The organism is Limnoraphis robusta CS-951, assembly GCF_000972705.2.
In genome coordinates, this window is sequence record NZ_LATL02000145.1 from 1 (window position 1) to 13,964 (window position 13,964).

Genomic DNA, 13,964 nt, shown 5'->3' on the forward strand with positions numbered 1-13,964 from the left:
GGAGAGGTTCTAAGCAAATGTTTATCGACTTTGAAACAGCCCTGGGGGTGGGGCGGTTTAAACAGTGAACAGTGAACAGTGAACAGTGAACAAGTACCGTGCAGGTTACAAGCGATTGCTGAAAACACTGAGAATTGATAACTGTGTAGAATTTAATAGCAAAATCGATCCGTTCCTGGCTCTTTTCTGGGCTGTTCTTGTCCGGTACGAACTACTCCAATTAAAGTCGAAATAATCACACAACGTTTTGACTTTTCTAAGTTTTTGTGTTTGAGTCCTAAGCGTCCTTTTGCTTGTATAGAAGTTTGGGTACATTCATTACTGGGATTATAAACTGGACAGCCTTTATAGTTGAATAATGCGCGATAATAATTCGTGTCAGCAGTTGTAACTTGGTTTGTCGCTGGGTTAATTTTGCGGAGGGTTGTTTCATCTTGTCCTTTATCAACTTCAACACCGCGAGGAAGCGTTTCCCAAGCTGCATCAGAAATATTAGCGGGTAAAATATTCGGTTGATGAACGGTTAGTTGAATTCTACCATTTTCTTCTCGAAACGTGGCTTGAACAGAGGTTTTCTGACGTCTGGCTTCACTTTGAGCGCTTCGCATCGCCCAATACACTCGGGTTGCACCTGTACGCAGTTGTTGACGACTAATGAAACCCATCCAAGCGGGAACAGCTATTCCAGCAAATATACTAATTAATCCAACAACTAATAGAATTTCAGTTATAGTATATCCAGTGGTATATCTAACTTTTGAACTTGAGGCGAGGGAGGTAAAAGGCTTACGAGAAATCTGGCGATCGCATTTTAATCGCGTGTTTGGTTTCATTGAGTTGCAGCCCTGATTCAGAATTAAAAATGATTAATTCTATCTTACATCAACTCTTAATTAGCCGGGCATCCGGTTTGATTATCATCACCCTCAGCAGTTATCATTGCACCTAATATTTTCACAACTTTTACACATTGTCTGAAGCCCATTATACCGCTTCCGATTTTGCATTATTGGCAATCACTACCTTCAGCCGTTCTCATTGCACCTAAAATGGTTTCAACAATCACACATCGTTGACTTGATGAATTGGTACTTCCGGCTGGAGCAACTACAATTTTAAAGGGTACGTTTGTATTTTCAACTGCTCCTATATGATTAAAGGTAATTTGAGCTGCATCTGGAGAAAGAGTGATCATTTCCTCTTGAATTTCACCGCCTATATCTAACTTTTGTGGGTTTACGCCATTTAAAGTATATGTTGGTGGATCAACTGTAGGAGAATTGAAGTTGAAAGTAACTTCTACATTTTGCTTAGTTCGTTTCGCTTCTGCTTGTGCGCTTTGCAACGCCTGTGACACTTGATTATTAACGGCTCCTACTCTTTGACGGCTCACAAAAACATCCCAAGCGGGAGCAGCGATCGCTGAAAAAATTCCAATCATCACAACGATAACCGCCAGTTCAATTAGAGAAAATCCTGACTCAGAGTGATGAATTTTTCTTAGGTTTTTATTTCTGAAACTCTCTCTTAAAAAATAAGTTTTCATGGCTCATTTTTGGATTCTAGTTTGAGTGAATACGGTTTATCTATGTTGGTCTAAATTGAAACAGTTAGCTCAATCTAATCTAATTTCAACTAATCCCCACCCAAGCGGCTGATTCCCTTAACAGTTGTGCTATATGTGGGAAAATAAGCTGTTTTGTCAGCATTGTAAACAATATCATTAGCATTGGTTTTAAACCGACGCAAAGCATTTCCTCTCAGAGAGATATAGGCTAAGTTTTGCTCGGTATCAACGCAAGCTAAAAAGCTGTTAGAGTTGGTCGTTAGAATCTCTGCGGTAGTTGAACTGAGTATATTTTGACAATTGGGTGCAGCCGGAACATTAGCCGTACTCTGATCAATGTAATTGACTAATACTTCTGGAGTTTTAGTATAGGCTTCTGCCGTTTTAGTCCAGGTATTTGGAGCCTTTTTAAGATCATCGGGTGCTTCAAACCCCGCATCTCTTCGTTGGCTCTGTTGACACTCTGTTGAATTGGGTTCACACGTACCTCCGCTCCAGTCTACACCATCTTGAATTTGAAACCGAGCAATTCGAGAGGGACATTGAGCTGCGGCTGTACCTTGAGGCTGACACCAAGTATTGTCATTATTCCCTTCTATCAGGTAGTAAGCTACCAGAGACAATACAAAGGTATCGTTACAGTCTCTATAATTATTATCAACACAGTCAACAGGTTGATTGGTGGATACCACAGGAAGGGCATCCTGAATCAATTGTCGTTTCCAAAAGACTAGGATGGGAGTTCCATTTGCGACAGTAGGAAGCTGATTAGCGATCGCCGTCACGCCTGTTTGATTGTAAATATGAATCGCCTGACTAACATCCTCAGTAATATAGTCCAATGCTGTTTTCATTTCTTGATCAGTCGTTGTTTTGACTTGTTCAACGCGATCGTCATTGAGAATACTAACCACAAATCCCATTAAAGGAGATATGATTAAAAATGTTAAAATTGCTCCAACCAATAACTCAATCATCGTGAACCCACTATCATTTTTAGTCGGTTCTGAATATTGCAAGTTAGAGTTTCTTTTTATAACCAAAAATCGGAGCAGGCTTTTCATCGTAAATTCTTCCTTTTATCAGAATTGGGGTTATTGCAATCGTTGCTGAAGCGCTTCAAATCCTGCACCATCGGGTAACACTTCTGTTGTCATTGTTGTTAAAGGCGCTTGAACATTGCCCAAAGCCGTTGTTATACTCGTTGTTTGTCTATCTGTACTAAGCGCCCCAACTCCTGATGAAAAAGAATAAGCACGATAAACTCGAAGTCCTAGCGCATATCCGTTTGTAGCATCACCATTCAATATAATTGGTTGAACAACCATATCTGCTAAACTGTCGGTCTGACAGCCCGGATTTTCATCAAAGTTAACGCAAAATAACTGATTGTTATTGTTGCAATAACCATCTTCAGAAGTACAGTCTGCATTTAATTGATTAGCTTCGGGTGCATCTAATGAGGTATTACCCGGAAAATTAGCAACGGTTGGATTGGCTTTAAGAAAATCGAGGTAACTTCTGCCGGCTTGGGCGGCCAGTTCGATTCTTTTGGCTTGGGCGCGGGTTCCAACTGTCCAGGCGATCATCGGAGCAATGGCGCTCGCCAAGAAGGACACGATCAATATTGCGATTAATCCTTCAATCAGGCTATAGCCGGACTCGCTAGAACGAGAATAACTCGATTGTTTTTTCAATGGCATCATCTTGTTTTCCTCCTAGAACTCCTAACATCCACGACGGGGTAAATATGAATTATTTACGGCGTTTGCACCTGCACCTTGGCCTGATGTATATCGCTTGGAACATAATAAGCTTTCTACCCAAGGATCATCTCGATTAACTTCTCGGAAGTATTCATTGGGTTCGATACTCGAAGGTCGAACGGTGAACAGGTCAGTAAACAAGTCCGGTGGCTGAGATAGTAAACCCACGTCGAAACCCCAAGCCCGGTTCGGTGCAATGAAGAAGGGAGTACGACCACCCGAGTTCCCGGTTCTGTAGGTTCGCCAGTTATTGTTACCGTATATTGTCGCTGGGTTGAGGTTATTAACGTTTCTCAAAGACTGATATGGTGCTGTAGCGTAGTTGCTACGACCGATCTGAATGAACGAACCCAGAATATTGGTTGTGTTTTTATTAGGATCAACTCCAAAGTTTTCGAGGAAACGAACCAAGTTTTGCAAACCTCCGTTAAACTCATTGGGTCGTGCGGGAGTATCACCCGTTGCCGCTACAAAGTTATAGGTTGTTGCATTCGCACTTCTGGGCAGCCACCAGGTATTTAGTTGAACGTTTTGACCGAGAGGGTAGTTGTTCTGAGGATTTTGTATGTCAGTCGCGTGAATTTGCAGAACGGGTACTAACAGGGGTTGCTGAACGGTTGTACTGTATGTGCGTGAAGTATTGAGGTTAGCTGGGTCGTAATACCAGAGTGGGTTAACACTCCATCTCTTGTTATTACTTGCTGGATCACGAGTTTGAAACCATAAGCTATTAGCTGTTGTTGTAGGGCCTGTTGTGCCGCTATTAAAACCTGAACAGCTCTGATTACTATATCGAGTACCTGCTGAGTCACTATATGTACCACCTGCTGAGTCATAACAAGCAATACTACTGCCATTGATCCCCAAAGGAATAGGACTACTACTATCAAGTTCTAGCTCCTCACTACTGTTTCTTAAAAATGCTACACGACGAGGAAAACGTTGATATTCAGGTAGAGGAGGAACAGCAGTTGTACCAGACCCCTCAATATCACCAGGATAAGTGATACTTCCGATCAAACCAGATGCTGGGGTCGTACCTCCACTACCATCAATCACAAACCAATCATTTGGCTGACAAGCAGAGACAGGCAACTTCAAGCACATCTCCATCACATATTCTGAAAATTGCACTCGACGCTGAACCGGAGTCACAAAGTTATTGAAGTAGGAACTGTTCGCCCGAAAAGTCGTATTGTTGCTACTGTTTTGGGTGCTGTAGCGTACATCAAGGTAACTTTCAGCGAAAGTACCATCCTCATCGGTGTCGAATAAAGCTCCACTACTTAAGCCATTCACGGCAAAATCGTTGTAAGCATTGAAGCCATTCAGTTCGCGGGCAGCTTTGGCTGTTACTTGTGTTTCTTGGACATTTGTATCGGTGGGATCGCCATTTCCATTTAAGTCAATGCCGTAGGTTGCTTCACTGAAAGGACCCCCGGAAATTGTATTATCTCCGTCCAAGTCATAACCGAGAATAACGTAGTTCCCCACATTATTTCTCAGGTCAAAATCTCCTTCGTTGCGGAACCCGAACCGGAAACCTCGACTCAGATCGTTATCATCTCTGGTCAATAAACTAATCGAATCAGCAATGATAGTTGCAGAACGCCAAGCATCACCCCGGGTACAATTTGGTAGGCGGTTGTCATTGGGACGACAGGCAAATTGATCATTAAGATTGGTTCGGTTATAAAAGGTTCCCTGCCAATTGTTCGCGTCTACTAATTGATTAAATTCCTCGACTCTCACGATCTGGGGATCTTGACCAGGAAGCGGCACGCTTCTTCCTCGATGTAAGTTGAAATTGCCCCAAATGTAGGCGGGTGCATTGGTACCAAAAATCAAACCTTTCTCTTGCAGTACATCATCTGTACTACGTGCGTCATCGTTATGACCGTCTCCATCTCCATCATTTCGAGCCAGTCCCTCTCCATTGATCAGCAAGATGCCATTAGGACGACGGCTCGGATCAATAATAAAGTCAGCAGCACTTTGCTTGAGAAACGAGGGATTACTTTGGTCAGGTAATGCGTCTTCACGAGAAGCGTAAAGAATACCGCTCAAGGGTAAAAGGTATTCTCCTCCAACGCTCGGCCCGCTCGTCACGGTTTGAGCGATCGAGGTATTTCTCAACAGATCCAGATCGATTTGGGTCGCCCGAACTTCCAGGGGATAGCGATCTTCGAGAGGATGACGGTAGTTTGTTGTTAGGTTTGGGCTATTGGAGCCAGTAGCAGCAGTACCGTCAGGGTTGACGAGAAGGCTAAATGTTTCATCAACATCAGTAGCAGGATCATTCTCATCTAGTGCCTTAACTTCTCTGGCATCCAAGAAGCTAATCTCGCTGATCGCCCCGTGAGGAATTATAGAATTATCAGGCCTCATCGAGGTCAGCGTTACTTCTTCTGCTCGGGTAATGGCTAAAGCACATTTGGCAGAGTGAACCGCAGCTTGCTGTGAAAGGGTTCGAGTTCCGGTATTGTTGAGAGCCTCACGTAATAGGGGATTTGCTAAACGTCCATCGGGAAAAATATAGTTTGCTTGTCTCACCAAATCCGCATCACTATCGCCGATCCCACGTGCAGGCGCCCAGGGATAAACGATACCATTGTTGGAGTGACCGAGAGGATCATCATTCCAGGTCCCGGTCAAGTTTAGACTACCGGAAGTTGCAGCATTCTTCGCAGTTAAAGCATTTGTGGGATCGTAGAAGCTGCTAACACAGGCGATCGGTTCTTGTTGAGTCAGTGTTGGGTCTGTTGTATCTGGAGTTGTATTCTCGGTGTAGTGATAAACTGCCGTTGCCCGCATCCGCAGATCGCCCCTGGCATACTGAGCGTTACCGCTTGGTGCGGTTGTCGGTGTCGTTACCCATTCGGAAGTCGTATCACTAATAGTGGTTGTGAAGTTTGAACGGGGCGAACCATCTGCATTGTAAAGGCTACTGTTGTCATAGACTTCAGAGCTTGGTACTCGTTGATATGAGGGGGGTGTTGCTCCATTACCCATTAAAGGAGGAAACATCGGCATTGTATCCGGCCACACCACGTTGTAGGTATTACCTCCCACTGTCATTGTCGCGGGAACCGGAGGAGGCAAAAACGATTTACTGCGATCGTAAATTCCCGCACCGGTGATCACCCGCAGACCTCCATATGCGCCCTTTTTGGGATCGTCCGGTTGTAAGGCGGCACGTTGTTCGAGTTCACCATCGCGATCGATCACGTCAACCTGCGGTAACGGCTGAACTTGAGTTTTTCGGTAGCGGGGATTGCCCGTATCAGTCCAGACGGCACCTTGTATGTTCATTGGAGCATCGGCACCTTTCCAAGAGCCGTCGTAGAAATAGCGGGCCGGTAAATTATTTCCTACGGCAATGCGATCGCCAATTCTCTGTTCCCCGTTCTCAAATTTGGGATCATCTTTGGGTTCGGTAGCGGGAAGTTGGGAGTTGAGCGTGATACCCGTACCATTAGCGGTAACACCATCATTTTGAACCGGAAGCATGGCAGGATCTGCCGGCCCCTCCTCGTTATTCGTGCCGTAAGCGTCAACGGTTGCGGTTGCTGGCGTTCCGGCGGCTACCTCTGCAAAAGGTACTTTTCGAGTTCTTTCTTGAAAATGTTCTGCATCATTGGTTCCAGAAGCTCCATCTAAAGCTTCAATGCGCTGTTCGTAAGCCTGATTATTGTAGAGAACCTGCGAGGCACTGTTTCCAGTTGAGTCTGTATTGTTGGTTAATGTGCTTGCCGCAGGTGTTGCTCCGGGTCGAAATAAGTCTACATCGACATTTCTCGCATCGGTACCATCCACAATCCCGACGACAACATTACCTGCAACTGTTATTTTACTGTTTTCTGCTTTGTAGAAGCAGGAGGCTGGAGCGCTGACTTGATAGAGTCTAATCGGGTCTCCACCGCGAGGAGAAACTAGCAAGTTACTGTTTGTAACAATCCTTCCATTTAAGTTAAACGTCGGGGAGGATGAAATATCTAGATCGTCTTCGTAGACAACAGCGTTATTAGATAACGGTTTTCGAGTAAAATCTTGTTGATATTCTAGGGCAAAAAAACCTGCCGTACCTTGATAAGGTTCGTAATCTTCTGGTCCAATATTATTCTTAATAACCAAATTTTCGTTATCAATATCTTCCTGGGTAATGGGTACTGTTGTGGTGTAGGTAAAGAAGGCTTTCTTTAAGTCACCTTCGATTTTTTCCCAACCGCTCTCACCCACCAGACCCGCAACTGTGGTGATACTCGCACAGTCAGTCTGATCTAAGTTGATAGGAGATGTCCTCGCATCAATTGGACTTCTTGCTCTTTGAGCGCCATTATTGGTAGTATTAGTTCCAGGTGTGCGGAGGTAGATACCGTAGTAGTTGAAACTATCAAAAAAACCGTCATTATCTGTGTCTACCGGGAAGCGCCAGGCTGTTTTGAGTTGATCCCGATTTTCTAGGGGTTTACTAACATTATCAACATCGTTATCTATACCATTGTTTTCGGTATCGTATTCAATGACCAGGCGCTCCTCATCTGGTAAAGTGTAAAAGTCCTGATTGTTTTGGGGATCTATTGCAACAAGAGCCTCATAAATTAATGACTCGCTCGGTGTTTCCCGAGGTGGTAATAGTCCGTTACCTCCGTTAAAGAGAACATCTTTTAATTTCGCACTTGCCCGATCCAGGGCGGGAGATGCTGCGGCTAAAACGGCTTCATCTACTCTACGATACTGAGCCATTTGTGAGCGTTGAAACGATCGCAGGGTAATCGCTATTGTTAACAATACCACCACCAATAACACCATTGTAACCGTTGGTAAAACAAACCCCGCCCGACCGTAGCGATCGCGTTGGTTCATTTTCATCCAAGTTCTCAGAAGCGATCGCCGGAATCGTCTGACGGTTTGGCGGTAGAATTTTTGCATTGCCATCAACAGTAATTGAAAATTCTGGATCATTTTGCGCGTAGACATAGACGCCTTCCTGACCTACAGCCTAAATAAGTTTATTAAGAGTGGTTATCGAGCCGTTGCGTTCCCCATACTTGCGATCACTAATATCTCTCACCCAGAATTCAGATCAATTGTAGAAAATTGAGATTTATTGTTTTATTCTGCACCAATCGAGGGATTTCTCAAACCCGGAACGCTAACAGGCTCGGTGTTGGGTCAGTCCGAGGAACAGGCCCTCAACTTGTCTGACCCCACAGTTAGAATGGTAGCAGCAATCCCAACTTCACAAGTGATTTGCCTCACTCTAACTGTCAGTATTCCCCATTTTGGTAAAAAATTGATCACCTCAGACGCGATCCTCACCGAAATATCGGCAAGTTCACCTCAACCCCCCGCTCCTCCCAGGGCTGTTTCGCTCGTCGATAAACATTTGCTTAGAACCTCTCCCCCAACCCCTCTCCTACGAGGAGAGGGAAATGGTGTCCCTAATGGGACTATTATTTAATGGAGAGGGGAGTATTTTTTTATTATTAAATGTCTAAAACTATTAATTACTCCTCCTTCCAAATAAAAAACTTTTTTCCTTTTCCCTCTCCTTGTAGGAGAGGGCTAGGGAGAGGTAGGGAAGGGGGTTGGGGGGTTAGGTCATCAAATTTCTGGTTGAGAATGAAACAGCCCTGGCCCTAACCCCTCCTCAACCTGTCAATTCAATTCGCGCTAAAATCAACCTATTCTCCCCAATCCTACTTTCCCAGGTTGCAAAACATGAATCAACCCCCTCACCTGGAACCCCCTTACCCCCGTCCAAACGCTCATACTCCCGTTTATAAATGGTTCACCGATCCTCTGAGAGTATTACCGGATTTTCTAATTATTGGGGTTCAGAAAGGTGGAACAACCTCACTCTATAATTACCTGATTCAACATCCTTGTATTTATCCGGCTTATACCAAAGAAGTTCACTTTTTTGATCAGCATTTTGACCAGGGTTTGACGGAGTATCGCAGCTATTTTCCGACGGGGTTTAAAAAGTATTATCAAACCATATTCAAAAAACAAAAGTTTATCACCGGAGAAGCAACTCCCTATTATATCTTTCATCCCTTAGTTGCTCAAAGAGTTGCCAAAATCTTACCCAATGTTAAATTAATCATTCTGCTGAGAAATCCTATAGACCGAGCTTATTCTCATTATCAGCATGAAGTCAAGCTGGGCTTTGAAAAAATATTATCCTTTGAAGATGCAATTTCCCAAGAAGACGAGAGACTCGCAGAAGAAGTAGACAAAATGATGCAAAATACCTCGTATAACAGTTATAATTATCAGCATTATTCTTATCTTTCACGGGGAATTTATCTCTCTCAAATTCAAAAATGGCAAAAGGTTTTTAAACCCGAACAATTTTTAATTCTTTCCATTGATGATTTGTTAATAAATCCAACCCTAGTTTACAAAAAAACACTCGATTTTTTGGGTTTGCCTGAATGGTATCCTAAAACCTTTGAAAAATATAACCGGAATCAATATTCAACGCTTAATCCAGAAACTCGACAAAAATTAGTGAATTATTTTCAACCCAAAAATCAACAGCTTTATGAATATTTAGGTATTCAGTACGATTGGGATTAATAAATAGAAAAAACACAAAGACACAGAGAATACTGAGAGCAAATCTTTGTGTTTTTGTGCCTTTGTGGTGAGTTTATCCTTCACAAAAATGTCCGAATGTGTTTTGGTAATGTGTTTTGGTCCGGCTAGAGATTTTCTCAATCTTATCGCTTTTTCGTCACTACACATTCAGAATCTGAAATGGGTATTAGTTTAAGATGCGCCGCCAATATGAATGTCTCGCACTCGTACCGGAACACAAGCATGAGTCATTTGGGCGAGTTGCATGGGTTCACCTTTTCCACAGTAACTTGTTCCCAATTGTTCCCGTTCAGACTCAGGGCCAATTGCATCAATTTTATTCCAAAATTCTGTGGTCATGGCGTGATAGGGGACATCTTTTAACATTCCCACAACTTTACCGTTTTTCACCTGCCAAAACGCATCGCCTCCGAATTGAAAATTTCGCCGTTGTTGATCGATAGAAAAACTGCCAATTCCATCAATTAAAATCCCATCTTCAGTATCAGCAATCATCTCTGCTAAACTCGCAGTATGACTGTCATTTTCTCGCCCTGGTTCTAAGCCTAAATTGGGAATACGAACCATCGGCACACTTGACCAACTATCGGCATAAGCACAACCATTACTGCTGACTCGTCCGAGTCGATAAGCGGTTTCGCGATCTGTTAAATAATCCACTAAAATTCCGTCTTTTACCACATACCAATCTTGCGCCGGAACGCCTTCATCATCATAACCCATTGTACTGCGTCCTCCTGCTTGAGTGCGATCGCATTTAAAGTTCACCCAAGGGGCGGCATATTGGAGTGTATTCAGTTGATCGGTTGTGGCAAAACTGGTGCCTGCAAAGTTAGATTCATAGCCATAAACCCGGTCTAATTCCGTTGGGTGTCCGACGGATTCGTGAATCGTTAAATAGAGGTTTGAGGGCTTTAAAATCAGCGTTGAACGAATGCCAGACGGCCCTGTAGGAGCGTTAACTTTTTCTATCGCTTCTTGGGCGACTCGATCAATTTGATTGTTTAAATCAGCGATATCAATATGTTCATAACCCCGGTTCAAAGGCGGACGTTCATAACCGCGACTTTGTGCATCTCCATTAGCAATTGCGGTACAACTAAAACTGGGATGACTGCGGTAAATGGTTTGTTCAATTACCGAACCTACAGTTGAAGCAAAGAGTTTATCTTCTTGGGTAAATTGTAGAAAAGACATGGCTTTTTTGATGCCTTGTTCTTCGTAGGCGAGTAACCGTTCATTGATATTCAGTAAAAAATCGGCTTTCTCAGCAATGGGAACTGTAAACGGATCAATTTCAATCGGTGTAATGTAGCTATCTTTGTACGCTTCAACGGGAACCAACTGCACGGGATTTTGTAGAGAAAGACGGCTTCCTTTGGCGATATCAACCGCTAAATTGACAATTCGCGTCACTTCTTCGGGTGTTTTTCGATGACTCGCAGCGAACCCCCAAGCGCCTTTGAGTAGAACTCGCACTCCAAAACCTGAGCTAATATTATCTTCGATCCGACTCAAAGAGCGATCGCGAGCAAAGAGGTTTTGTTTACGATAAGTGCAGAAGCGAACATCTCCATATTCACATCCAGCTTGACGAATTAAATCAATAGCAAGCGTCGCTAATTCTGTTGTTGTTTGGCGAGTCGGTGCAAGTACCATATCGTGATTTTTGAGTTCTCTAAATATTGTAGTTTATATATGTTAAACCTTTTCAGCCGATTTGCACAGTTTCAGGGTAACATTTAGGGTGAATTTTCGGTAACAAGACTGACACATCAACCCGGTTTCTCAAGGGAAATTAAACATTTCAGGCTTTGATCGCCAACAAGAAACCCGGTTTCTTTAGCATCCATTCTAAATTTCATCTAAAATAGCATTAAACCCCCCAAGGAGTCTCACCCATGACTCAAACAACACCGAATCAAGTTTACCAGGATTTCGTTGTTCGGTGGATGAACTGTTTATTTAGTTGAATTTATCAACTAATATTATGTCCGGTTTATTAATTCTGTTATGGGGTGGGGCGGGTTTATCTAAATCTCTCAGTAGCAATCAAAGATATTGTAGAACCCGCCCCTACAGAATAATTATTGATTAGTCGGACATCATATAATTTATCGTTTAGATTGGGGGTCAAGTGCATCTCTTAAACCATCGCCCACATAGTTAATACAAAGAACCGTTAAAAATATTGCTAAACCCGGAAATAATGCCATGTAAGGAGCCGTTTCAAGATAGTTTTGAGCATCAAAAAGCATTCGCCCCCAAGTGGGAACATCGGGGGGAAATCCTAATCCTAAAAAACTCAGCGTTGATTCGGTAATAATCGCATTTCCGACGGCTAAAGTTGCAGCAACAATAATCGGACTGAGAACATTGGGGAGAATATGAACTCGAATTAAACGAGAAGGTTTTGCACCAATCGCTTTCGCCGCCATGACAAAATCCATTTCTTTTGTTGTTAGAAAACTGGCTCTGACTAACCTCGCAACAGACATCCAAGTTAACCCACCAACCACCAATACAATTAACATAAAAATGCCAACTTCTGGCCCTGCAATGGCTTTCATCGGTTCTCGAAAGAGGTAAATTACTAATAATAATAACGGAAGTTGAGGCAAAGAAATAAATAAATCGGTGATTCGCATCAATACACTATCAATCATTCCCCCATAAAATCCTGAAATCGCTCCGATTAATGTTCCCACAAAAATAGCAACAATCATCGCCGCCACACCAACCGTCAAAGAAATTCGTCCACCTGCTAACATTCGAGCGAGTTGATCTTGTCCGAGATCATTGGTTCCAAAAGGGTGTTCCCAACTGGGCGGAGATGCAGAATTTCCAAAGTCTATTTTATCAATCGGTGTTGTATAAATTAACGGCAAAAAGACAACAGCAATAATAATTACAAGTAAAACTATTAAACCAAAAACTGCCATTTTATCCCGTTTAAATCGTCGCCAAGCATCACCCCACAGGGTTCGAGGTTTTGTGAGATTAGATTGAGATTGATTAATTACAGTCATGTCTAAACGTTTAAATTTACCTTAAGATAGAAAGAAGAACATTAGGAGAGAATCATCATGGTTTCTCAACTCGAATCTCAGACTTCTTCAGAGGTTATTTATCCCGAACGAGATGGTCAACCGATGTCAGACAATACCATTCAGTTTCGCTGGATTCTCACTCTTTACTATAACTTAGAGTGGCTATTTGCAAACGATCCGGCTGTATTTGTGGCGGGAGATTTGCTCTGGTATCCCGTTCAAGGTAATAATAAAATTCGTCAAGCTCCTGATATTATGGTTGTGTTTGGAGTGGCGAAAGGGGATCGAGGTTCCTATCAACAGTGGAATGAAGGAAATATTGCACCCCAAGTTGTTTTTGAAATTCTCTCTCCCGGTAACAGGTTAACAGAGATGAATAAAAAGCAGGTTTTTTATGATCGTTATGGGGTGGAAGAATATTATTTGTATGATCCTCAGAAAAATGATTTGAGTGGTTGGCTACGAACGGATGAACGTTTAGATGTGATTGATGATGTCAACAATTGGGTGAGTCCTCGATTACAAATTCGTTTTGAATTATCGGAAACTGACCTTAAATTATATCATCCTGATGGAAAATTATTTTCAACTTATTTGGAGATTCAAAACCAGTTAGAACAGGAACGTTTGCGAGCAGAACTTGCTGAACAACAGTTAGAACAGGAACGTTTACGAGCAGAACAAGCCGAACAACAATTAGAACAGGAACGTTTACGAGCAACAAGGTTAGAGGAGTTATTACGATCCGCAGGAATTGATCCTGAAAAAAACAGCTAATTGACGGGAAATATTGTAAAGGCGGGTTCTACAAAAATATATGTCTTCTCAGCAAGAACCTAGATAACCCCGCCCCCGTCTAGCGGTTTTCCCGACATTAATATGTAGGGGCGGGTTCTAATAAAATATATGCTTTCTCAGCAACAATTTACATAAACCCGCCCCCCTCTTCCTGTTTCCCCAACATTAATATGC

The 13,964-nt window shown here is 42.8% G+C and carries 10 protein-coding genes; 3 read left to right on the forward strand and 7 right to left on the reverse strand.

The window, feature by feature from the left end; all coding sequences use genetic code 11:
* Window positions 1–152 precede the first annotated feature (152 nt).
* From WN50_RS12935 to hpsA, 5 genes are all read right to left on the reverse strand, one after another.
* Window positions 153–833: a pilus assembly FimT family protein gene (locus WN50_RS12935; RefSeq protein ID WP_046276456.1), complete on the reverse strand. Its 681-nt coding sequence runs from the start codon at window positions 831–833 to the stop codon at window positions 153–155.
* Window positions 834–1,006: 173 nt separating this feature from the next.
* Window positions 1,007–1,546, reverse strand: coding sequence for a pilus assembly FimT family protein (locus WN50_RS12940; protein ID WP_046276457.1), 540 nt, complete (start codon window positions 1,544–1,546; stop codon window positions 1,007–1,009).
* A gap of 89 nt (window positions 1,547–1,635) precedes the next feature.
* A complete protein-coding gene (hpsC, locus tag WN50_RS12945; RefSeq protein ID WP_046276458.1) occupies window positions 1,636–2,631 on the reverse strand; it encodes a hormogonium polysaccharide secretion pseudopilin HpsC in 996 nt (331 codons plus the stop codon).
* A 30-nt stretch (window positions 2,632–2,661) separates the two neighbouring features.
* Window positions 2,662–3,273, reverse strand: coding sequence for a hormogonium polysaccharide secretion pseudopilin HpsB (gene hpsB / locus WN50_RS12950; RefSeq protein WP_152964792.1), 612 nt, complete (start codon window positions 3,271–3,273; stop codon window positions 2,662–2,664).
* A gap of 21 nt (window positions 3,274–3,294) precedes the next feature.
* Entirely contained in the window at window positions 3,295–8,313 is a 5,019-nt protein-coding gene (hpsA, locus tag WN50_RS12955; protein WP_152964793.1) for a hormogonium polysaccharide biosynthesis protein HpsA, read from the reverse strand.
* Between the two features lie 130 nt (window positions 8,314–8,443).
* Here hpsA and WN50_RS12960 point away from each other — a divergent pair, with 130 nt between their 5' ends.
* On the forward strand, window positions 8,444–8,797 hold the full coding sequence (locus WN50_RS12960) for a hypothetical protein (RefSeq protein ID WP_046276460.1): 354 nt from the start codon (window positions 8,444–8,446) through the stop codon (window positions 8,795–8,797).
* A 260-nt stretch (window positions 8,798–9,057) separates the two neighbouring features.
* On the forward strand, window positions 9,058–9,921 hold the full coding sequence (locus WN50_RS12965) for a sulfotransferase domain-containing protein (RefSeq protein WP_082172432.1): 864 nt from the start codon (window positions 9,058–9,060) through the stop codon (window positions 9,919–9,921).
* 192 nt (window positions 9,922–10,113) lie between these two features.
* Here WN50_RS12965 and WN50_RS12970 read toward each other — a convergent pair whose 3' ends face one another.
* Complete coding sequence (locus WN50_RS12970; protein WP_049559358.1) at window positions 10,114–11,601, reverse strand: TldD/PmbA family protein; 1,488 nt, start codon at window positions 11,599–11,601, stop codon at window positions 10,114–10,116.
* 455 nt (window positions 11,602–12,056) lie between these two features.
* A complete protein-coding gene (locus WN50_RS12975; protein WP_046280817.1) occupies window positions 12,057–12,971 on the reverse strand; it encodes an ABC transporter permease in 915 nt (304 codons plus the stop codon).
* Window positions 12,972–13,028: 57 nt separating this feature from the next.
* Between WN50_RS12975 and WN50_RS12980 the strand changes: the two genes are divergently transcribed.
* The gene (locus tag WN50_RS12980; RefSeq protein WP_046280818.1) at window positions 13,029–13,769 is read left to right on the forward strand and encodes a Uma2 family endonuclease; all 741 of its coding nucleotides are present in this window, start codon (window positions 13,029–13,031) and stop codon (window positions 13,767–13,769) included.
* Window positions 13,770–13,964 lie beyond the last annotated feature (195 nt).